Source organism: Nostoc sp. ChiQUE02, assembly GCF_034531305.2.
Taxonomy (GTDB): domain Bacteria; phylum Cyanobacteriota; class Cyanobacteriia; order Cyanobacteriales; family Nostocaceae; genus Nostoc.
In genome coordinates this window covers 154,132-175,974 of record NZ_JAVRBN020000011.1, presented here as the reverse complement: position 1 = coordinate 175,974, position 21,843 = coordinate 154,132, and the positions used below count along the sequence as shown (strand labels likewise).

The 21,843-nt window shown below is 41.8% G+C and carries 18 protein-coding genes and 2 pseudogenes; 13 read left to right on the top strand and 7 right to left on the bottom strand.

Annotated features, from left to right (window positions below):
- The first annotated feature begins 249 nt into the window (after nt 1-249).
- Complete coding sequence (locus RM347_RS14570) at nt 250-798, top strand: CAP domain-containing protein (protein WP_322717278.1); 549 nt, start codon at nt 250-252, stop codon at nt 796-798.
- A gap of 89 nt (nt 799-887) precedes the next feature.
- Entirely contained in the window at nt 888-1,517 is a 630-nt protein-coding gene (locus RM347_RS14565) for a ribonuclease H-like domain-containing protein (RefSeq protein WP_322717277.1), read from the top strand.
- Nucleotides 1,518-2,145: 628 nt separating this feature from the next.
- Here RM347_RS14565 and RM347_RS14560 read toward each other — a convergent pair.
- Nucleotides 2,146-2,592 (bottom strand): annotated as a pseudogene (locus tag RM347_RS14560) (rhodanese-like domain-containing protein); the annotation flags it as partial.
- A 312-nt stretch (nt 2,593-2,904) separates the two neighbouring features.
- Nucleotides 2,905-5,277, bottom strand: a complete 2,373-nt coding sequence (locus tag RM347_RS14555) for an NACHT domain-containing protein (RefSeq protein WP_322717276.1) — start codon at nt 5,275-5,277, stop codon at nt 2,905-2,907.
- 669 nt (nt 5,278-5,946) lie between these two features.
- On the opposite strand from RM347_RS14555, the gene RM347_RS14550 reads away from it, so the two are divergent.
- Entirely contained in the window at nt 5,947-6,666 is a 720-nt protein-coding gene (locus tag RM347_RS14550; protein WP_322717312.1) for a response regulator transcription factor, read from the top strand.
- Nucleotides 6,667-7,024: 358 nt separating this feature from the next.
- Nucleotides 7,025-7,858: pseudogene (locus RM347_RS14545) on the top strand (protein rep).
- On the opposite strand, the gene pdxA reads toward RM347_RS14545, so the two are convergent.
- Nucleotides 7,849-8,928 carry a 4-hydroxythreonine-4-phosphate dehydrogenase PdxA gene (gene pdxA, locus RM347_RS14540; protein WP_322717275.1) on the bottom strand — a complete coding sequence of 360 codons (1,080 nt, stop codon included), beginning with the start codon at nt 8,926-8,928 and terminating at the stop codon, nt 7,849-7,851. The pseudogene RM347_RS14545 and the gene pdxA overlap by 10 nt on opposite strands.
- 208 nt (nt 8,929-9,136) lie before the next feature.
- Here pdxA and petM point away from each other — a divergent pair, with 208 nt between their 5' ends.
- From petM to RM347_RS14510, 6 genes are all read left to right on the top strand, one after another.
- Entirely contained in the window at nt 9,137-9,241 is a 105-nt protein-coding gene (gene petM / locus RM347_RS14535; RefSeq protein WP_100900724.1) for a cytochrome b6-f complex subunit PetM, read from the top strand.
- Between the two features lie 303 nt (nt 9,242-9,544).
- The gene (locus RM347_RS14530; RefSeq protein WP_322717274.1) at nt 9,545-10,543 is read left to right on the top strand and encodes an SDR family oxidoreductase; all 999 of its coding nucleotides are present in this window, start codon (nt 9,545-9,547) and stop codon (nt 10,541-10,543) included.
- A 130-nt stretch (nt 10,544-10,673) separates the two neighbouring features.
- Nucleotides 10,674-11,591 (top strand): NAD(+) kinase, encoded by a 918-nt coding sequence (locus RM347_RS14525; RefSeq protein ID WP_322717273.1) that lies wholly within the window; start codon nt 10,674-10,676, stop codon nt 11,589-11,591.
- A 305-nt stretch (nt 11,592-11,896) separates the two neighbouring features.
- Nucleotides 11,897-12,583, top strand: a complete 687-nt coding sequence (gene nblR, locus RM347_RS14520) for a response regulator transcription factor NblR (RefSeq protein ID WP_322717272.1) — start codon at nt 11,897-11,899, stop codon at nt 12,581-12,583.
- 163 nt (nt 12,584-12,746) lie between these two features.
- Nucleotides 12,747-13,253: a DUF192 domain-containing protein gene (locus tag RM347_RS14515; protein ID WP_322717271.1), complete on the top strand. Its 507-nt coding sequence runs from the start codon at nt 12,747-12,749 to the stop codon at nt 13,251-13,253.
- Nucleotides 13,254-13,764: 511 nt separating this feature from the next.
- Complete coding sequence (locus tag RM347_RS14510; protein ID WP_012410503.1) at nt 13,765-13,992, top strand: DUF2949 domain-containing protein; 228 nt, start codon at nt 13,765-13,767, stop codon at nt 13,990-13,992.
- A gap of 376 nt (nt 13,993-14,368) precedes the next feature.
- Here the strand turns inward: RM347_RS14510 and RM347_RS14505 are convergent, their stop codons facing one another.
- Nucleotides 14,369-15,523 (bottom strand): pyridoxal-phosphate-dependent aminotransferase family protein, encoded by a 1,155-nt coding sequence (locus RM347_RS14505; RefSeq protein WP_322717270.1) that lies wholly within the window; start codon nt 15,521-15,523, stop codon nt 14,369-14,371.
- 994 nt (nt 15,524-16,517) lie between these two features.
- On the opposite strand from RM347_RS14505, the gene RM347_RS14500 reads away from it, so the two are divergent.
- Together RM347_RS14500 and RM347_RS14495 are read left to right on the top strand one after the other, a co-directional pair.
- A complete protein-coding gene (locus tag RM347_RS14500) occupies nt 16,518-16,682 on the top strand; it encodes a hypothetical protein (RefSeq protein WP_322717269.1) in 165 nt (54 codons plus the stop codon).
- Entirely contained in the window at nt 16,676-16,849 is a 174-nt protein-coding gene (locus tag RM347_RS14495) for a hypothetical protein (RefSeq protein ID WP_322717268.1), read from the top strand. Before RM347_RS14500 ends, RM347_RS14495 begins: the two co-directional genes overlap by 7 nt.
- A gap of 177 nt (nt 16,850-17,026) precedes the next feature.
- On the opposite strand, the gene leuS is transcribed toward RM347_RS14495, so the two are convergent.
- Entirely contained in the window at nt 17,027-19,651 is a 2,625-nt protein-coding gene (gene leuS / locus RM347_RS14490; RefSeq protein WP_322717267.1) for a leucine--tRNA ligase, read from the bottom strand.
- A 190-nt stretch (nt 19,652-19,841) separates the two neighbouring features.
- Here leuS and RM347_RS14485 point away from each other — a divergent pair, with 190 nt between their 5' ends.
- Complete coding sequence (locus RM347_RS14485) at nt 19,842-20,297, top strand: gamma-glutamylcyclotransferase family protein (RefSeq protein WP_322717266.1); 456 nt, start codon at nt 19,842-19,844, stop codon at nt 20,295-20,297.
- 16 nt (nt 20,298-20,313) lie between these two features.
- Here RM347_RS14485 and RM347_RS14480 read toward each other — a convergent pair whose 3' ends face one another.
- Both RM347_RS14480 and RM347_RS14475 read right to left on the bottom strand, forming a co-directional pair.
- The gene (locus RM347_RS14480; RefSeq protein ID WP_322717265.1) at nt 20,314-20,928 is read right to left on the bottom strand and encodes an anti-sigma factor family protein; all 615 of its coding nucleotides are present in this window, start codon (nt 20,926-20,928) and stop codon (nt 20,314-20,316) included.
- Between the two features lie 157 nt (nt 20,929-21,085).
- The gene (locus RM347_RS14475) at nt 21,086-21,742 is read right to left on the bottom strand and encodes a sigma-70 family RNA polymerase sigma factor (protein WP_099101330.1); all 657 of its coding nucleotides are present in this window, start codon (nt 21,740-21,742) and stop codon (nt 21,086-21,088) included.
- Between the last annotated feature and the right edge of the window lie 101 nt (nt 21,743-21,843).

Below are 21,843 nucleotides of genomic sequence, written 5' to 3'. Positions count from 1 at the left end.
TTGTCTATTGAATACTACATTATTTTTTAATAATTCATCAAAATCCTAAATTTTCAGCGAAAATAACCGTGATTTCATGAATTTGACTTATTGAAGTATTGACAATTGGAAATGATTTTTTGTGCTTACTATACAAGGATATAGCCAGATTGCCAAAATTCATCAATCCTTAATAGTATCGTGGTATATATCGTCGGAACAATGAGGTAGAGTATAAGTCTTATATCTCTACACATTACGCAATTCTCCATGTTCCGACAAACTGCTTTTGGCATCGCTTTAAGTGCGCTTGTCCTTGCTAGTGGATTAACGACTGTTCCGATACCAAATCATCCTTCTACAAATACATCCACCCGTAATAAGCTGTTGTCGTTTTTTTCCAGTCAGGTTGCAATATCGACTCCTACTTTTAAAACTACGGAGCTAGAAAAATCAGTATTTGACCAAATTAATCGATATCGAGCTTCTAAAGGGCTGCCAAAGTTGACCCTAAATGCAAATATAACTCGACAGGCAAGAATTCATAGTCAAAATATGGCTAAAGGTAAAACCCCATTTAGCCATCAGGGATTTGAAGGGCGAGTCAAAGCTGTCCCTATTCGCTACAACAGTGCGGCGGAAAATGTTGCTTTCAATCGGGGATATAGCAACCCCGTAGAGGAAGCTGTTACTGGTTGGATCAAAAGTCCCGGACACCTAAAAAATCTTAAAGGAAATTATAACCTAACTGGAATCGGCGTTGCTACTAATAATCAAGGCGAAGTCTACCTGACACAAATATTTTTTCGCACTAGGTAGATTTAATTTCTGATTTTTTTGCACAATAATAATGTAGTGTCTGACAAGACTTTTGTCTGCTAGACACTGCTATTATTTTTGAACGATTGATGACATTACAAGATTTTCAGGTGAGCGATCGCGACCTTAGTGACGCAGCCCTTGAACAGTATTTAGAATCTCCAGCGATCGCAGTTGATACAGAAACGATGGGATTATTGCCGCAGCGCGATCGCTTGTGTCTTGTCCAGCTGTGCAACCCAGAAGGGAAAGTGACTGCAATCCGCATAGCCAAAGGACAAGCTGACGCCCTAAACTTAAAAAAACTTTTGGAAGCGGCGAATGTCGTAAAAGTGTTTCACTTTGCTCGCTTTGACCTTGCCACTTTACGAGCCAATTTAGGGATTCAGGTTGGCCCTGTTTTTTGTACCAAAATTGCTAGTAAGCTAGCCCGTACTTACACAAATCGCCACGGACTCAAAGATGTGGTGCAAGAGTTAGAACAAGTAGAACTGGATAAAAGCTCTCAAAGTTCTGATTGGGGTAACGCCGCTAGTTTATCTGAAGCTCAACTAAGTTATGCTGCCAATGATGTGCGCTACTTACTTAGTGTGCAGCAGAAGCTAACAGAAATGCTCAAACGAGAAGAACGTTGGAAAATTGCTCAAGAATGTTTTGAATTTCTGCCAACAGTAGTTTCGTTGGATTTGTTGCAATTTAAAGATTTGTTTGAACATTGAGCAAACAGGAAATCTTTTGCAAACGTTATTGATATGGAGAACAAGCATCACCAGACAGAATATTCTGCTTAGGGATTTCCAGAAATTAAATTATCCCATTTTTAGAGCCAAGACGATGATCGGATTCTTCCTCCCCTGCTTCCTCTGCTCCCCCTGCTTACACAGCGATGGGACATTTTTTAATTGGAAGTCCCTTATGACCGGAGGCAACGGAAGTTTCCGGCTCTGTTCCTGAATTGTGACTTCTCTGCTCACGAAAAATCGAGATTAGACCTCTTGAAAATTCTCTAACACCCTACCCTTAACCCCTCCCCGCACGCAAAGAAGGGAGACTCTGATTTCTATCAAAGGTAGGGTGGGGTTATTATTTTTGATTTATGCAAGAGGTCTATCGCTAATTTTCTAAGTTATTTTTTGTCTAGGAGCCAATATTGGAATCATCAGTGTCTCTAGAAGTATTAGATTCACTAACACCCTCTTTTAGGTTACTGGCTCCCTCTTGGATGCCTTCCTTCAGGTTACTAGCTCCTTGTTGAATGTTTTCCTTCAGGTTACTGGCTCCCTCTTGAATGCCTTCCTTCAGATTACTAGCTCCTTTTTTAACGGCTTCTGTGGCGCTAGTGCCTCCCTTTGGCTGATTTTCTTGGTGATTTTTTAGCCGATCTACTACATTGTAGTCATCTGAACCTGGGGGAGTTTTTGATTCAACAATGCCTTCTGTTGGGCCACCGATCGCCTTCCATGCGGCAAGACCACCTTTGAGTTGAGAGACATGCTCAAATCCATTAGAACGCAGTTGTTGTGCGGCTTGGGCAGTTTCTTCTTCACTAGCACCGTAAATGTAAATATCACGGCTTTTATCCAAAGAAGGTACTGCACGCTGTACCAATTCATCTATGGGCATTGGCATCGCTCCCATAATATGACCTTCGTTGAAGGTGTTGCGATCGCGCACATCCAGTATTGTAAAAGCTGGTTCGCCCCATTCCAGACGAGATTTCAGGGTATGAACATCAGATTGTGCTTCTATTGGTGGCTGTGGGGGAATGATGCCGCCTACTAAATTGTTTACCATAATTCTTCCTTACTGACGATATTAATAGCAATTTAACGGACTAAGCATATTTAATTGCTCTTTCTCTGGGATGAATATCCTCAAAGTCTTTCTTAAGATAGAGTGAGTAATTGAAATATTTTCTACCATTTAATCCATTGCAAATACAGTCAAATTAGACTATATGTAAGGCAGATTTTTCTATTAATTTAATTAAATATATGTTAAACTTATATTTCTACTATTGAATTAATCAGACAAATTATGAATAAATTTAAATTAATTAAATTCTCTACCTAATTCATAAAAAATAGTCTAAGTAATTAAAAATATTCAGTCATTAATACACGAATTACGTACCTTTTGAATATCTGCGATCGCTAACAATAATGTCTCTTCAATCTCTTGCCGTACTATTGGAGTTACATAAGCAGCACTATTGAGGCAATCTACCAGCAATTTATTGACATCATAATATTGCTGAAGCAATTCTTTTTGCTGTTGGTTGAACTGCCAGTCATAACCAATATTACGATACTTAATCAACATATCTCTTAATTGTTCACCCCAGGCTTTACCCTTAGATTGCCACCAGCCCCGAAATTTCTCTGGATTGCTGTCTATTTTTGGTAATTGTTTTTTGAGTTTTTGCAGCACTTGCTTTAATTTAGGATCAACAACAAGATCAGCAGCTTCATCAAAAGCAATGGCAAAGGCATGAGCATGATCAAGGGCATCGTTGAGGCTATGCTCAAAGGCAAAATCAAGTTCATTAACACAGGCAACAGTACTGAACAGAAACTCATCAAGAGCAAGCTCAGAATCAAAAGCTATATTACCAACAAGGGCATACTCAAGGTCATAACCAGAATTATAGACAAAGGCGCGATGCCTATGGCAAGAGCTTCGCTCATCGTAAACGAGATAAAAGGCACGAACGGCTGCTGCTTTGTAGTGGGTAGAGACTGAACTAGATTTTTGATGCAACCAGGTGAGAAAATACTGTAATCTTTCGTCGCCAGCCACTAGGAAATCAATATTTTGCTTCATTATCTGTAGCATTTCATCAGCATTCGGCAACATATTAACAGTTAGTAAAAATACCTGATGCCAGCGCTTTTCTGTTATGTGACTGACCAGGTTGTTCCAAGCATAAGCTGGGTAACTTTCAACAATATTTCGAGCCGTTAAATATTCTTGAAAAGTCAGATGAGAAAAAGAGTAAATTCCCCGTGCCCTTTCCACAAATAACCCATTTTCTATCTCAATTGCTTTCAACACTGCTTCGTTATCTAGCTGCAATTGAGTTGCCTCTGAATTAATATTTTGTAAAGGTTCTAGATAGTCAGCAATAAGTTGCAGAATTTTTTCTTGCTCTAAAAAGTAATCTTCTTGCTCAAAACTGATAGCCGCAAGTTGAAAAAGCAGTTTTTTCTTAGTTACCAAAGTCAAATTATGAGCAATGCGATCGCGTTTAATTCCTCTGGTTTTATCCCATCTGAACAGTAAAATATTCAGTGCTTGCTCATATAACTTGGCTGGCTTTAAGGAAAATTCACCTTTTACTTGGAACACTAGGCAAATCCAATGCAACAGTATTGGAGTGACCGCTAATTCTCGGATATGCTGATTTTCTGGGAGATGCAACTGATTAATAAATAAATTTCCTATGGCTTCCCCATCTTCCTTGGAATTAAGAGCAACTGCAAAAAACCATTTTTTGGCAAAAACTTCCACTTGTTCTTGGTCTAAGTCTGCAATTTCAACTTCAGTAAATCCCTGATATCTATATTTTTGGGCAGCAATCCGACAGTTAATAACAAACTGATTTCTGTAAAAAGTCTGAGTAAATCTCCGAATTTCTATTGTGACTTTATCTGCCTTTTCTGCTGGTACTTCATCTAAGCCATCTAGCAAAATCAGCAGTTTGCCCTGAGTCAGTAGGATTTTAGTTGATTCCTTTTCAACACCGCAATTGAGAAATTCCTGGCTGATGTAGTTCAATAAATTGAGTTGGCTGTCATTTTTAGCATCTTCAGCAAATTCTTTCACCCTAATATAAGTTGCAATGTGGTTTGGCTGAACCTCGCCTTTGTTACACTCAATCGCTAGATATTGTAAAAATGTAGTTTTACCTGACCCTGGTTTACCCAGCACCATTAGTTTTGAGTGCCGCAATACCGCTTCCAACCCTGGTAATCTTCTCTGATGTTTGTATCCTCCAAGTTGATTAAAGTCCGATTCAGATTTGAAGTCTTTCAACAGGTCAGATATTTCTCGCCATTGCAGGCTGGTTATCTCCTCTAAGACATTAATATTGGTGTAAATGTCCATCAGTTGGACTGTCTGAGCAATGTCCAACATTTGCAGAATGTTGCACTGGTCTTGAATTTTGTCTTGGCGCTTTTGGCGCACTTCCCGCACCAGTGTATCGAGGTCAGCACCTTTAAATTGCACTTTAGGAGTTGCTTCAAATGCCACATCTTCAGGTAAACCAGCAACCTTTTGCCAAGATAACCCTAGCTGTTGGCAAATTTGCACAAAACAAGAGCGTGAAACCGACTCACCTGCAAAAAATTTGGAAACTGGTTGACGTGTAATGCCCAAAGCTGTTGCTAATTTATGCTGACTCCAAGTTTTGTCTGTTAAAGCTGTTTTTGCTGCTCTTATACCTTCTGGTGATGCTCTCAGTCCTTGGCTTGTCATAGTCTCAGGCTGAAACTTGTAGTATAGTATATGCTTAAAAGGGTAGCTACATGTGAATGCACGCTGAGTACATTTTCGTAGGCCCTCTTCAAGAAGACATACCCGTTGGTTAGAGTACATCTAAGTCGGTAGGAGTTTAGAATCTAGATTGACTTAAGTAAATTGGCGCTATTAAAGGTAACTATGTAAATTTTTGTAAAACTTCTGGGATATGCTTGAATTAAGCTTAGTTGCTCGTTTCTGTACCTTTAAAATTTGGTTTTTCGCCGCCAACATACTTATATAGATTCGTTTGTGAGCCTTTGTAGATACCTAATTAATCAAGGAGTGCCTTGCTCTTTCAAAGTTGTAGCAATTGCCGTGGCGTTTGATGTTTCTCTGGACTATTTTTGGTTATGAAGATGGTCTTCAATTACACTCATTTTAAGTATAAAAGTTCAAAACTATACAATATAAATTCAAAATTATACAAAACTCATACAATACTTATACATTTTATAAGCATTACGATGGCTGAAGTTTTCATAAACTTCATGGAAAATTAATTGTGTACAAGTACTACAGTAGCGATCGTACTCATCAGAGACGCGCGTGAATACACTCTCAACAGAAACATGTAAAGCAAAACTGGCGCAACAGCAAATCGCCCAATCTACAATAGGCAGCATTATGGTTATGGTTACCGCTACTACTCCCAAAATTCTGATCGTCGATGACGACTTCGGCGTCCGAAATCTCGTCTATCGTTTTTTAAGTCGGAAATATCAAATAGAGTCGGCAGCAGATGGTAAGACTGCCTTATCGTTGTTTGAGCAATTCAACCCAGCTTTAGTGATTCTGGATTGGAATTTGCCGGATGTTAATGGTTATAGCCTCTGCCAAGAAATGCAGAGTCGTACTAATGTTTTAGTGCTGATACTAACTAGCAGGACTGACGAGGCTGATAAAATCAAAATCTTAAGCGCAGGTGCTGATGATTTTATGACTAAACCATTTAGTCTTGCAGAAGTTGAAGTTAGAGTAGAAGCTCTTTTGAGACGGATACGCTACATCAACCCCTCCCCAACACAACGTATTATTTTCAAGCAGCTAGCAATTAACCCAGAAGGTCGGGAGGTCACACTTAACGATAAACCTCTCGCTTTAACAGCCCTGGAATTTAATATTTTACATTTTTTAGCAAGTCATCCTAATCAGGCTTGGAGTCGCCCACAGCTAATCCAAAAAATCTGGGGTTGCGACTACATAGGAGATGGCCGGGTGGTTGATGTGCATATTGGTCAGCTTCGCAAGAAAATGGAAGTTGATGCCAGCATTCCAGAGTTTATTAAAACTGTGCGGGGCTATGGTTACAAGTTTGAAGCACCTGAAGAAAATACTAATTCCTGAGCTTACCGATTTCAGGAGTACTTCATAACAAAAAATTACTCATCTGAGTCAACATTAGTCTTGTTGTTTACCTAAATATTTTTACTGAGGCTTGACCGTATAACTTGCCTTAATTTGAGACGTTGCTACAAACTGATTTGGTGATTTCGTGTCTACTCAAGCCTTAGACAGTAACTTTATTGCTTTTAATATATCGTCTCAAGATAAGTTCCAACATACTCAAAATGTATCTAGATTAAGTGAAGTTTCGCCTATAGGTAAAATTTGGGACAAGCACCGAGCCAATGCTGATAAAGTTTTTCACTATTACGCCAAACAAAACGAACATTGTTTTCAGCAGTATGCTTGGCGAGTGAGAATGTGTTCCGAGTTGCTGAAGTTTCAATTAGTGCCAGATGAATCGGAAGGTGTTCTCAAGTTAAAGCTATCAGATGCCCGATTTTGTAGAGTTCGTCACTGTCCTGTTTGTCAGTGGCGGCGATCGCTCATGTGGAAAGCAAGGGCTTACAAAATTCTCCCACAGGTTGTCACTGATTACCCCAAGCACCGTTGGCTATTTGTTACCTTGACTGTAAAGAATTGTCAGATTGAGGAACTCAGGGAAAACTTGGATTCGATAAATAAAGCTTTTAAGCGATTTACTGAATTGAAGGCATGGCCTGCAAAAGGTTGGGTGAAGTCTATTGAAGTAACTAAAGGTAAAGATGGAGTTTCAGCACACCCGCATTTACATATTTTGGCAATGGTGCCGCCTTCGTATTTTAGTCATGGGTATCTTTCTCATGCCAAATGGGTAGCGTTATGGCAGCAGTGCTTACGGATTGATTACCTGCCTGTTGTTCATACTAGCGCGATCGCAAAAAATCATAACCCTTCACTACTTATCCCAGAAATTCTCAAGTATCAGGTGAAAGAGTCAGATTTGGTGGGTGATAGAGAATGATTTTTAGAGTTAACCCGTCAACTGCATAAAACTAGAGCGATCGCTGTTGGGGGTATACTCAGACAGTATATGCGCGAATTAGAAGAGAAAAACCAAAACCTCATTAATGAAAGTGAAGAGACAGATGAGGCTGATAAAGCAAGTTTGTCTTTCAGGTGGAAGCACAAGTTACAAAAGTACAAAATTAAGAAATATCTTCGAGTTATAAAAATTAATAGGTTAATTTACACTTTTAGGAATCATCTCTGACTTTGACTAACTAACTCAGCGGCTAAATGTATTGCTGCTTTCATACTCGTAGCATCAGCAATTCCCTTACCCGCAATATCAAACGCTGTTCCGTGGTCTGGTGAAGTCCGAACGAAAGGAAGACCTATAGAAGTATTAACTGCCCGATCAAATGCCATCAGCTTCACAGGAATTAAGCCTTGGTCGTGGTAAAGTGCCAAGTAGCCATCAGCAGTATTTTGTACTAAAGAATTTCCATACCAAGCTTGACCAGGCTTAACCCACATTGTATCTGGCGGTATCGGCCCATCTAGTTGTAATTGTGGTCGGTTTTGCCGCTCTTGCTCCAACCAGGGAATTAACCAATCCTGTTCTTCATGTCCCAATTGTCCCTGTTCGCCACTGTGGGGATTTAAACCTGCGATCGCAATTCTCCCATTTTCTATCCCAAAATCTTTCTCTAAACATTCCACCAACAAATCCAGTTTCTGTGTCAACAATTGCGGTGTCAATGTATCGGCTACTTGACGTAGGGGGATATGTGTGGTAGCAAGTAAAGTGCGGAGTGTCCAACCAGTATGGGGCGATCGCGCCACAAATAACATCCCGAAACGGTCAACATTTGACTTTTCTGCCAAAAGTTCCGTTTGCCCTGGGTAATTATACCCTGCGGCTTTCCAAGCTGATTTAGCGATCGGCCCTGTGACAATACCATCAAATTTACCAGCGAGTGTTTGAGCGATCGCATATTCCATATACGCAAAACTAGCCGCACCACTCGCCGCATTACCTATTCCTGGGATAATTTCACCTTTAATTTCCCCATCTAACAGCACATCGCTGACTGAGAATTCGTTTGGATTTGCCAAAGGTGCTAAATTCTCAGGTAAATTCAGATTGTGATAAGTCTCTGCCAGCAAATCCCAGTTACCTACCACTGTAACGTTATATTTTTTACTAATTTCCGGCTCTGCTAAAGCTTTCAAAATCACCTCCGGCCCAATCCCTGCCGGATCTCCTAGCGTCAGCGCCAAACGCGGGCGGTCATCTTGGCGAAAATCCACTAAATTATCTTGATTATTTTGATACATAAAATTTATTCATAATTATTATCATTATGTTTTCTCACATTTCCCCATCTCCACCGCTCCACAGTAGGGATTGCCCCCCAAACTAGTAGGGATTACTTGCTAAACTAGTTTAAAATTATTTACACAGGTCTAATCCTACAGCAACAATTGAAAAGCTTCTGCTAGACCTAGTTTACACACACTAATTTGCATAAGGAGAATCACACCAATGGGCGGCGAACTTTTAAATGCAGCTCTATTGTCCTTCGGTTTAATCTTCGTGGGCTGGGGCTTAGGTGCTTTGTTACTGAAAATTCAGGGTGGAGAAGAATAATTGAGTGCTGAGTTAGGAGTCAGGAGTTGGGAGAGACGCGATTAATCGCGTCTGTACAAGAGTTAGGAGTTATTCTTCTCCACATTTCCCACTCCCTTTTTCATCGAAAAGTTCTGTTTGCCCCAAGTCAGCGTTCATACTTTTCGCTAACTGGGAAAAAAGCTTGTCCGTTTAACGGACAGCCCTTTTCCCATGAATTTTTTCATAAAAAACGATTTTCTGAGAAAAGATGTAAACTTTTGTTTGCATAGGTTATTCTGATAACATTCTTTTCATAAAACATTAAAATTTATTACAAACCTCATGACATTATTAATCGTCGGTGCCACTGGCACCTTAGGAAGACAAGTGGCTCGTCGTGCAATCGATGAGGGATATAAAGTACGCTGTCTTGTTCGGAGTAGTAAAAAAGCAGCTTTTCTCAAAGAATGGGGTGCAGAACTCGTACCAGGAAATTTGCGCTACCCCGATACGTTAACGGAAGCATTAGAAGGTGTAACCCAAGTTATTGATGCGTCAACATCCCGCCCTACAGATTCACTGAGTATCAAACAAGTGGACTGGGACGGCAAAGTAGCATTGATTCAAGCAGCAATTGCAGCGGGTGTAGAGCGGTTTATCTTCTTTTCGATTTTAGATGCTGATAAATACCCAGAAGTACCGCTAATGGAAATTAAGCGGTGTACAGAACTCTTCCTGGCTGAGTCGGGCTTGAATTACACTATCTTGCGGCTAGCTGGGTTTATGCAAGGGTTAATCGGTCAGTACGGGATTCCCATTTTGGAAGCACAGCCAGTTTGGGTAACAGGTAATTCTTCTCCCATCGCCTATATGGACACTCAGGACATTGCTAAGTTTGCTATCCGAGCATTGAGTGTCCCAGAAACAGAAAACCAAGCTTTCCCTGTAGTTGGGACTCGTGCATGGAGTGCAGAGGAAATCATCAACCTGTGCGAACGCTTATCTGGAAAAGACGCCAGAGTAACGCGGATGCCAATAAGCTTACTGCGTGCTGTGCGGGGCTTAATGCGGTTCTTTCAGTGGGGATGGAACGTAGCGGACAGGCTAGCGTTTACAGAAGTATTGGCTAGTGGTAAACAGTTAAATGCTTCAATGGATGAAGTCTACACAGTCTTTGGCTTAGATGAGCAACAAACCACAACCTTAGAAAGCTATCTACAAGAGTACTTCAGCCGAATAATGAAGAAGCTCAAAGAATTAGACTACGAGAAAAATAAAAATAAAAAGCAGAAATCTAAAAAAACTCCTTTTAAACAGTCTTCAAAAGCCAATAGTCAATAGTCATTACAAAACAGACATTAGTCGTAAAACTCTAGACTCCGGATATTTGACTCTAGATTAATGACTACATGGTCAAAAATGTGTAAGGATTACATAATACAGAGCATCGCCTAAACTTGGATATTTGAGTGTGCCGAAAGCAGGCATTATCTACAATGACGTTAAACCGATAGCTGGCCGTGTCGCTATCGAGTTGAAAGACAAGCTAACCGCAGCCGGTTGGAATGTATGTATCACATCGAGTATCGGTGGAATACTGGGCTACTCTACACCTGAGAGTTCTGTATGCCACACCCCCATTGACGGTCTGACGCCCCCTGGTTTTGACTCAGATATGAAGTTTGCAGTGGTGTTAGGGGGAGACGGCACTGTTTTAGCAGCGTCTCGTCAAGTAGCCCCCTGTGGTATTCCACTGCTAACAGTGAATACTGGCCACATGGGATTTTTGACAGAAACGTTCTTGAATCAATTGCCCCAAGCACTAGAACAGGCAATGGCAGGTGAGTATGAAATTGAAGAACGGGCCATGCTCACCGTCAAAGTGTTTCGGGGAGATTCAGTGCTGTGGGAAGCCCTATGCTTGAATGAAATGGTGCTGCATCGGGAACCTTTGACCTCTATGTGCCATTTTGAAATTGCCATAGGGCATCATGCGCCAGTAGATATTGCGGCGGATGGTGTGATTGTTTCTACGCCTACTGGTTCTACAGCTTACTCATTGAGTGCTGGTGGCCCAGTAGTGACTCCTGGCGTACCTGTTTTACAACTAGTACCCATTTGTCCCCATTCCCTAGCTTCTAGAGCATTGGTATTTCCAGATACTGAATCAGTTAGTATCTACCCAGTAAACATTCCTCGGCTAGTTATGGTGGTAGATGGCAATGGCGGGTGCTATATCCTACCAGAAGATCGAGTATATATGGAGCGATCGCAATATTGTGCCCGATTTATTCGCCTGCAACCGCCAGAGTTTTTCCGAATTTTGCGAGAAAAATTAGGTTGGGGTTTGCCACATATCGCCAAACCAACTTCGGTAGAATTGCCGTAGTCAGGAGTTAGGAGTTCGCAGTTAAGAGTTAGGAATTATTAGTTCTTTCTCTTCTCCTGCCTCCCCTTCTCCGCCATCTAGTGATTTCCTTCCAGAATTACTGGTGTAGGGATGGTATTTGGAGTTAGTTATTAAGATTGCATCGGAGAATTCGATGGCTGACCCTGAACGTGCTAAAAGATCCTTGGCAGCATGTCAAATCAGGATTGCTCCATCACTAAAAACTCGTAATTGCACTTTATAACTAATGTAAAGATTTTCTCTAGAATGTCTTTACAATCCCAAATCCAATATCCCAAATTGTTATGACAGTTGCTCAAAGTCCCTGTGTTTTGGTGATTGAAACCGATGAGAACCTAGCAAATCAGCTTTCTTGCGATTTGCAAGAAGCTGGCTATGAATCAATTTTGGCTCATGATGCGACGACTGGTTTGCAACACTGTCGCGATCGCCAGCCTGCTTTAATTGTCTTAGACCGGATGCTAGCAGGAGAATCGGGACTCTCATTGTGCAAAAATCTGAGAGGCACTGGTATGCGATCGCCTGTATTGATTTTAATGGCAAGGGATACAGTCGATGATCGTGTAGCTTGTCTAGAAGCTGGAGCGGATGATTACATCCTCAAACCTTACCGCTCAGAAGACTTTTTGAAGTTGATTCGCCTCTACTTAAAACCCGATGTGGATACCACGGAGCAGTTACGCTTTGGGGATTTAATTTTAGACATCGCAACTCGCCGTGCCATACACAACGGACGAGCAATTGACTTGACAATGAAAGAATTTGAACTATTAAAATTCTTAATGGAACATCCTCGTGAGGTCTTAACCCGCGAACAAATTTTGGAAAATGTTTGGGGTTATGACTTTCTGGGTGAATCGAATGTAATTGAAGTGTACATCCGTTACTTACGCTTAAAAATCGAAGATGAAGGTCAAAAGCGCCTCATTCAAACAGTGCGCGGCGTAGGGTACGTTTTAAGAGAATCCTAGTACACTATGGCTGAAGTTTGCCTACCTTTAACAAGGGACTTAAGCCCCAAGTCTGGTTAATTGAGGCTGAAAACGGCTGTATATTACGGGACGAATAAAAGCCGTGGTTTTCTAGCTTAAATTCTGTAAAATTGGAATCTAAATTACAAAATCAAAAAACTATATGACTCGTTGGCTAAGTTTGCTCTCAATGTTGCTGAGTATTTTTCTGATGGGTTGTTCTGTGCCAACAACAGTTAAACCTCCCAGCCTCACGTCTGGTTCTCAAACTCCAGCACCAGAGAGTTTAGGTCAAACACTACCAATTTCTGCTAAAGCCATTCTTCCTAATGGCACAACGATTCAATTAGAAGTGGCGCAGACTCCACAACAGCAAGCCAAAGGCTTGATGTATCGACCAGCTTTGCCAGATGACCGGGGGATGCTATTTGGGTTCCCTTCAGCACAACCAGTCAGTTTCTGGATGAAGAATGTACCTGTGCCCTTGGATATGGTATTTTTACATAACGGTGTAGTTCAATATATTCAGGTTGCTGCACCTCCTTGTGCAAGTGAGCCTTGCCCGACCTATGGCCCCAATACACCAATCGATAAGGTGATTGAACTTCGCTCTGGAAGAGCTGCCGAATTGAAGTTGAAAGTCGGCGATACTGTGGAAATTGAGTTTTGAGGCTCCGGTACTTGCGGGGATAAATATCTGGGTAGTTACTCTGTTGAGAACCTACAGTATCTAAGTATATGTTTTTTTTGTAAAAAAAGTCACCTGATGTGGTAAAACAGTCACTTGTAACGCTACTATTTGAAAACTGTGGTAATAATATAAAATTCTACATGTCTCCAACCTGAAATCGCGGTCTTAAGGTTTGGTTGTAAAAATATTCCCTTGGGCGTAAGTGTAAATAGTCGCCAATAAGAGAGTATAGGCTATGGAATCTTTGTTACTACATGTGTGATTAAATAAAGCACAAAAGTAAACAAGATGGAGCCAATTTAACTAGGTAAAAATACTGCTTGAAAATCGAGCAGGTGATTTGTACGAAAATTCCTATTTCTCAAACCTTCTATGAGAAGCCTCTCTTGAAGGCAAATTAAAAAAACTGTGCTGGGGTGTATAGCCAATAACGGCACAGTGACAGATGAAATACTGGCTACTGGCTACCGAGCAATGGTGAACTGAATATATGACAATACATTCTGCACAAGGAGGTGAGATACAAATGTCACCATCAAAATATTCTCGACTGATTCATTTTTTGCAAGAAGATTTGGCGATTTCCACAGCCTCACTGGCGGTGGCACTTCGGCATCGGGAGCAAGACCCAGGTCCTTTGGCAATGATTCTTTGGCAGTATGGCTTAATTACTTTAGAGCAATTAGAACAAATTTATGATTGGCTGGAGACGGCATAGGTCATACCAATTTTGGACTTTAGGTCGCACCTTTGGTGCACTTTCAGCGCAACTTGGATTTTGGATTAAAAGTCTCTATCAAAAGGCTGTGACCGGAATCTCAAACAAGACTATTTATGCCAATTTGGTATCATACTAAGTTGCCAAAGTTAGTTTTGTTTGGTATCAAAGACCCTGTACGACTGTTTCCGGACAAATAATACTATCTAGGACAACTTGGTATGATTTAGGAGAATTGAGCTATGTTACATCAACTTTACCTTGTGCAAAGGTTGATATATAGGTCTATTGACTCTGGCGGTTTCTACTTATTTATATACAAATCAAAAGAGCGAGTTGATAATTTAACTCGCTCTTTTGATTTAGTGCTCAGTACTCAGGACTGACTAAACACTTTAACTGCTGCTGCTACACCAGAACCAGGAGTGAAGTCTTCGTAGCCAAGTTCTCTTAGGGTAACTTCTAAAGATGCTATACAGCTGAGGATATCGCGATCGCTCACAAAACCCAAGTGACCAATACGAAAAATTTTGTTGCTCAAATGGTCTTGACCGCCTGCTAGGGCAATATCAAAGCGTTTTTTCATCAATGACCGAATCTTATCAGGTTCAATTCCCTGTGGTGCTACAGCCGTAATCGCTGGACTAGCGGAACTATCTGCTGCAAACAAAGGTAAATTTAACCCTTGAATGGCGGCGCGGGTAGCATTCTTAAGCCGTTCGTGTCGAGCAAATATTGATTCCAACCCTTCCTCTTTCATGATTCGCAACGTGGTGTGCAGCGCTACAATCAAGTTCACAGGCGGAGTAAATGGAGTTGTATTTTTGGCTGTGGCTTTGCGATATTTGCCTAAGTCCAAATAATATTTCGGTAGCTTCGCGGTTTTGTAAGCTTCCCAAGCTTTGGGGCTGACAGAGACAAAACCCAATCCCGGCGGAATCATATATCCTTTTTGGGAACCGGAGGCGACTATATCCAAACCCCAAGCATCCACGGGTAGATTGAACGCACCCAAGCTAGTGACGGCATCAACGATAATTAAAGCTTCACCGTGTTCTTTTACGTGGCGGTTGATGGTTTCTAAGTCATTCAACACACCCGTCGAGGTTTCGCTGTGGGTAATGATTACGGCTTTAATTTGCTTTTGGGTATCAGCTTGGAGCTTTTCGGCAAATACTCCTGGGTCTAAGGGTTTTCCCCACTCCACCTTAACTTCTTCTACATTCAAACCGTAGGCTTGACCTATTTCTACCCAGCGTTCGCCAAATTTACCATTAGAACCAACTAAAATGCGATCGCCCGGAGAGAGGAAATTAATTATTCCGGCTTCTACAGCACCCGTACCACTAACATTAAGCGTTAGCACATCACTTTGAGTTTGGTGCAGCCACTTGAGGTTTTCCGTCACCTCTGCCAATATGTTGCTAAATTCACTGGTACGGTGTCCAATCGGATGCTTGGCTAATGCCAGTAAGGCAGCTTCTGGCACCGGGGTTGGGCCTGGAATCATTAGCATCAGCTTATCGTTCATGTGTCTATCCTAAAGTCAAATAAAAGTCAAAATTGTGGGAAGTTGGTTTATTTTGGTAGCAAATTCTAGATATTTATCTAAAAATTACACTCAGATCGTCACCAGACTTGTTGTGTATTTTCCAAATCCATAGGAAAAGTATCGTGGGAGTTAATGAACGGTCAGCTTGACCTTGGCAATTTATACGAGACTCTAACTCAAATAAAACCTCTGTTCCAGGCAATCTTACCACACACCTAGACGCAAGGTTAAAGCGTGTACTCGTAGGAAAGTGGCTATTTTAGGAAGTAACCGCCTACACTATGCGGAAGGCTTGGATGTTACCGTTTGCTAGGAGATAGAAGATACTTAACCCAAACTTTTAAATGTACTTGGGTCGAGGATTTGTTCTTAAGTTGCCATTCTCTAAAGAATACCTCCATCCATTGAAAAGGTGATGATTTATTTGATTTTAAATCGCTTCGATACCAATATTTAAGGTTTCTCTGGCTTACTCAATGGCGATTCTCTACTGATTGTTTACAGTGCATTTGTTGCAGAATTTGAGATATTTATGCTACTAATTGCTGCATATTGTGAAACTGCACTCAGTGATAGGCGATGCCTACGGTGGTCTACGCCTACGCTAATAAACTATAAGTTTTTATACTATACTTACAAGCTTGCTACAATCGTGCCTAGTACTGTTAATTACTACTCACGGTGAGTCATTTTTAACTAGTGTTCAGTTCATAAACTGTCACTCACTAGATCCCCGGTATTCTTACAAAAGAGATATTCTTAGTTAGTGCAAGGAGTGATACCATTTCACCACATGTTTGTCACAAGTTATCCCCGCAATGCTCCCTCCTAAGGGAGTGTTGCAGGTTTCAAATGTTGCATCAAACGCGTGAGTTGGTATAAGCTTTTACGGAAAAGCGCTTGAGTGAGCAAAACTCTCAAGCGCTTTTTCGTGTATAAATAAAACAGCCCTACTCTCTGGACGATAATACAGTTGTTCTTAAATACACATATACCTGAAGAAGAAAATGATCAGGCGATCGCTTTGGCTCAAGATTTAAAATATCGTCTCCATCAAACATCAGAAGAGGAAATGCTTTTGGAATTGCTGGTAACGTTAATTGAGAAATCCCCCAAGGTACACCGCATTCGATGTTAATGCATCTTGTAGAAGCACGGGATATTACTCCAGAAGCATTAGTTGATGTAATCGGTTTTAGGGAAGTTGTTTTGGAAATTCTCAACGGCGATCGCAGCTTTAGTAAGGCTCAAGCAGAAGCGTTTACGAAGTATTTTCATCTGAATGCGAGTTTATTTGCTTATTAAGCGCTAACAGCGACTAATGCATGACAAAATAACCCAGCAGCACTGAGTTGACAAGCTAGACTCTCAATCGAGAAAAACGAAACTTCAACCTTTAAATAACGCGATCTTAATCAACTGGCGTAGGCTAGAGGGAATCGTTGTTTCAGGTTTTCAATGCATCAGCCTGACCATGTTCTCTTAGCTGACTACAAAATTCACCAATTTTCCAGGCACCACAATTACCTTTTTAATCTCTTTGCTTTCGATGTAACGCTGGGCAATTTCTGATTCACGGGCATATTTCTCCAACGCTGCTTTATCTGCTTGTGCTGGTACTTGAATCGCGCCGCGAGTTTTACCCATAATTTGAATCACTAAAGTGATTTCATCAGCTACCAAAGCAGCAGGGTCAAATGATGGCCAAGTTTGAATGTGAACTGAATCACTTTCACCCAATAAATGCCATAATTCATCAGCAATGTGTGGTGCAAAGGGTGCTAGCAATACCACCAAAGTCCGAATACCTTCTGCATAAATTGGTGAATTTTTACCGCTGGCATCAGTTAAGGCATTACTCAACTTCATCAATTCTGAAATAGCTGTGTTGAATTGATATTCGTCTTCCACGTCTTCCGTCACCGCTTGAATAGCCGTGTGAATCGCCCGCCGCAATTCCTTTTCTGCCTTAGTTAAATCTGAGAGTTGAGCTTTTTTACGGGATACCCCAGCAGCAACATAATCTGTCACCAAACGCCAAACCCGATTTAAGAAGCGGAATTGTCCTTCCACATCGGCTTCATCCCATTCCAAGTCTTTTTCTGGCGGCGCTTTGAACAAGATGAACATCCGCGCTGTATCTATACCGTATTTGGAAATCACATCTTCTGGCGCTACACCATTGCCTTTTGATTTAGACATGGTGGCGTAGAGACGTTGCAATGGTTCACCTGTTTGGGGGTCGCGGGGGTCGGCTGAATTTACCAGATTAGAAGGAATCCATTTATCTTTACCACCCTTCTTGGGATTTAAGTAAGTTAAACCCTGTACCATCCCTTGAGTTAACAGGCGTTGGAAGGGTTCGTCAAAATTTAACAAACCTCTGTCCCGCAGAACCTTAGTAAAGAACCGCGAATACAATAAATGTAAAATCGCGTGTTCAATCCCACCTACGTACTGATCCACTGGCATCCAGTCATTAATTTTACTGGAATCAAAAACCTGTTGTTCATTCTTAGCGTCAGGGAAGCGCAAGAAATACCACGAGGAATCAATAAAAGTATCCATCGTGTCGGTTTCCCGCTTTGCTGGAGTGCCACAAGTCGGACAAGGCACATTTACCCAGCTTTCCAACTGAGTCAAAGGTGAACCGCCACGCCCAGTAAATTCCACCTCTTCCGGTAACTGTACTGGCAAATCTTTATCAGGCACTGGCACTATCCCACAATTCGGACAGTGAATTACGGGTATTGGTGCGCCCCAGTAACGCTGCCGAGAAATCAACCAATCCCGCAAGCGATATTGCACCCGCACTTTACCAAAACCTTGTTGTTGGGCGTATTCAATTATTGCTTGTTTAGCATCTGTGGAAGCCATGCCAGTAAAAAGCCCAGAATTAATTAAAATTCCTGGTTCCGTGTATGCCTGGTTGTATTCAATTTGGATGAGTTGTGTAACTTCATCAATCTCTGATGTTGGAGTTAAGTCAAAACCTGCAACATCTTCTGGCGAAACAATGACAAAATCAACTGGCAAATCGTAATTTTTGGCAAACTTAAAATCCCGGACATCGTGTGCTGGTACACCCATCACTGCCCCAGTACCATACTCATACAGTACATAGTCAGCAATCCAAATCGGCACTTCTTCCCCTGTAAATGGGTTAATTGCCACCCCACCTGTGGGAATACCCCGCTTAGGTTTGTCTTCAGCAGTACGTTCCAACTCACTTTGATTGGAAACCTCTTTAATAAAGCTTTCTACCGCTGCTTGTTGTTCTTTTGTGGTGACGCGCTTTGTTAAGGGATGTTCTGGTGCTAACACCAGGTAGCTGACACCATAAACAGTGTCTGGCCGTGTGGTGTACACGCCGATTTTTTCATCTATCCCAATGATGGAAAATTCCAAGTAAGCGCCTGTGGATTTGCCAATCCAGTTTGCCTGCATCAACTTGACGCGTTCCGGCCAACCTGTCAACTTATCCAAGTCATTGAGTAATTCTTCAGCGTAGTCGGTAATTTTAAAAAACCATTGCCGCAATAATTTGCGCTCAACTATTGCCCCACTGCGCCAAGAACGTCCTTCGTTATCGACTTGCTCATTTGCTAATACTGTTTGGTCAATGGGATCCCAGTTTACCGCAGCTTCTTTTTGGTAAGCTAACCCAGCTTGCAAAAACTGCAAGAAAATCCATTGTGTCCACTTGTAATAATCTGGTGAACAGGTAGCAAGTTCACATTCCCAATCGATGGATAAACCAAGACGCTGCAATTGCTGCCTCATCTGGGCAATATTCTGATAAGTCCAATTTGCTGGCGGTACACCACGGTCAATGGCGGCGTTTTCTGCTGGCAAGCCAAAGGCATCCCAACCCATTGGGTGTATTACCCGATACCCTTGCATTCGCTTGAGGCGGGCAATTACATCCGTAATAGTATAATTACGGACGTGACCCATGTGTAGGCTGCCCGATGGATAAGGGAACATGGAAAGAGCGTAGAATTTTGGCTTGTTGCTAGTTGTAGGTGTCTTATCGAAGCCAAGGTCTACCCATGTTTTTTGCCATTTTTCCTCAATCAATGCTGGGTTATATCGGGAGTAATCCACCAAAAAATTCTCCTACTGGGTCTGTAATTCTATTTGCCTCCATACATATTGGGTTAACCCAATATGTCAACCTATATTGTAGGTCAACTACTCATAGATTTATATATTAAGTGCAATTGAGCAGCAACCTGAATTATGCCCAAACTGTGACCCTTTCAGATATAGCAAAAGTTATTTGATGAAGATTTAAATGGTTGAATCAAATATAAAATTTTCTGATTTAGTCCAGGTTTTTGTCTACGGCACGCTTAAACCAGGTGAAGCTAACTATAAAAAGTACTGTGCTGGCAAAGTAGTTGATGTCAAAAAAGCTTTTGTACAAGGTAAAGTGTTTGCTCTTCCAATGGGCTACCCAGCGATGACGCTAGGGGATGGCCAAGTTTACGGATATTTACTCTCTTTTTCCAACCCAAGGATTTTAAATGAGCTAGATGTGCTGGAAAATTACCAACCCACTAGACAACCACCAGAAAACCTCTATAATCGTCAAATTATCGAGGTTTATGAGCCACAGTCGCTCTCTCTGGGTTGGGCTTGGGTTTATTTAATGACTCTAGACCGAGTTGAGCAATTAGGAGGCTTCCTCCAACCTGACGGCTGGTGGAGCGGCTGTGGTTTAACCGCAAAGTACAGTTATGAGCTATGAACTGTTAACTTTGAGATTAGTTTATGTCCTGTTTAGAGTCGTGCCGTTGCGGTTGTACCGGATAGATTGGATTTTCTGGAGAAGCTACTGCTGCTTTCGGAATTTCAATTACCGGATTATTTAATCCCACCATCAGCGGGGAAGGTGGAATTATAGATGCTGAGGATGTTTGTATCGGTTCTTTTCGTGGTTGTTGTGCCACCTGCGGCGGACTCGAACCAATAGGTACTAAGCCAGATACTGCACCGATTACACAAGCAGCAACGGCTGCACCTCCCGCCATCCAGTTTAAACGGGAACGGCGGCGCAAACGTGTCAATACTTGCTGAACTGTTACTTCTGGTGACTCTTGGGCTGTTGGCACTGGGAGAGTCCGCAAGCCTTGGCGCAGTTTTAACAGTCGGGCATACAAGCATTGAACTGAGGCATCATTTGCCAGCCATTCTTCTACTTGCCTGCGTTCAGTGGCTGTGACTTCACCATCGAGATAAGCACTCAATAACTCGAAGCGATCGCGCTTCACCATATCCATAAGACCCGTTGATTCATTGGTATGCTTGGCCATTCCATCTGACAAATCTTGAGGAAGTTGCAAAGGAGAACGGTCGTAAAACTGAGAATCAGTAGTCATCTTAACATTATTACCAATTCATACACGGGTAAACTGGGCGGGAAATTCGGGAAAATTAGCCAATTTTCCTCCTTAGGGCAGAAGCAATCTACGTCTTTCTGGTAATTCTTAATCTATGCTTAAATTCTGCCATTGGGCAGAGGCAAGATACTGTAAATTAGGAATCTAGATAATTCTGCAAGTGAGCTTGCAATCTCGATCTAGCTCTGGCTATTCTTGATTTCACAGTTCCTAAAGAAACTCCAGTGATTTCGGCAATTTCTTCGTATGCCATGCCTTCGATTTCTCTGAGGACAATGGTAGTACGAAACACCTCTGGTAAATCCGCGATCGCTTCTCGCAGTTGCTCGTAAAATTCTCTAGTTGTCAGTTCTTCCTCAGGACCAGGAGTATCGCCAGCGATTTCCCAATCCATCTCGCCGTCCTCTAACGAACGAGGAGCATCCAGTGACAAAGGACTCATAACCCGCTTGCGTTTCCGCAACTCGTCGTAAAACAAGTTGGTGGCAATGCGGCTTAACCAGCCCCGAAATTTAGCAGGCTCTTGTAATCGGTTAATATTCCGATACACTCGAATCCAAACTTCTTGAGCCAAATCGGCTCTGTCAGCCCAATCTGGAGCCAGGTGGTATAGAACTCTATCAACTTGACTTTGATAGCGGCGTAATAGTTCTGCAAACGCAGCACGATCTGGTCGCAGTCCCGCTTGACAACGCAAAATTAAATCGTGGTTAGGGAGTTTGTCAACTTGCACTGATGCTTCTGGATACTTTGCATCAACCGTTGACCAGGATACAGTAATCGACTGACTCATAGATCGTACTGGCTCTAAATCATCCCTATCTATTAGACCTGCTAATGGGACAGAAGTTCCATGCTAAGGTGACGGATTTATGACTGGAACACTGAAGCATA

Coding starts and splice junctions, on each gene's coding strand:
- RM347_RS14570 (WP_322717278.1), top strand. CDS start 250: ATGTTCCGACAAACTGCTTTTGGCATCGCTTTAAGTGCGCTTGTCCTT.
- RM347_RS14565 (WP_322717277.1), top strand. CDS start 888: ATGACATTACAAGATTTTCAGGTGAGCGATCGCGACCTTAGTGACGCA.
- RM347_RS14555 (WP_322717276.1), bottom strand. CDS start 5,277: ATGACAAGCCAAGGACTGAGAGCATCACCAGAAGGTATAAGAGCAGCA.
- RM347_RS14550 (WP_322717312.1), top strand. CDS start 5,947: ATGGTTATGGTTACCGCTACTACTCCCAAAATTCTGATCGTCGATGAC.
- pdxA (WP_322717275.1), bottom strand. CDS start 8,928: ATGTATCAAAATAATCAAGATAATTTAGTGGATTTTCGCCAAGATGAC.
- petM (WP_100900724.1), top strand. CDS start 9,137: ATGGGCGGCGAACTTTTAAATGCAGCTCTATTGTCCTTCGGTTTAATC.
- RM347_RS14530 (WP_322717274.1), top strand. CDS start 9,545: ATGACATTATTAATCGTCGGTGCCACTGGCACCTTAGGAAGACAAGTG.
- nblR (WP_322717272.1), top strand. CDS start 11,897: ATGACAGTTGCTCAAAGTCCCTGTGTTTTGGTGATTGAAACCGATGAG.
- RM347_RS14515 (WP_322717271.1), top strand. CDS start 12,747: ATGACTCGTTGGCTAAGTTTGCTCTCAATGTTGCTGAGTATTTTTCTG.
- RM347_RS14510 (WP_012410503.1), top strand. CDS start 13,765: ATGACAATACATTCTGCACAAGGAGGTGAGATACAAATGTCACCATCA.
- RM347_RS14505 (WP_322717270.1), bottom strand. CDS start 15,523: ATGAACGATAAGCTGATGCTAATGATTCCAGGCCCAACCCCGGTGCCA.
- RM347_RS14495 (WP_322717268.1), top strand. CDS start 16,676: ATGTTAATGCATCTTGTAGAAGCACGGGATATTACTCCAGAAGCATTA.
- RM347_RS14485 (WP_322717266.1), top strand. CDS start 19,842: ATGGTTGAATCAAATATAAAATTTTCTGATTTAGTCCAGGTTTTTGTC.
- RM347_RS14480 (WP_322717265.1), bottom strand. CDS start 20,928: ATGACTACTGATTCTCAGTTTTACGACCGTTCTCCTTTGCAACTTCCT.
- RM347_RS14475 (WP_099101330.1), bottom strand. CDS start 21,742: ATGAGTCAGTCGATTACTGTATCCTGGTCAACGGTTGATGCAAAGTAT.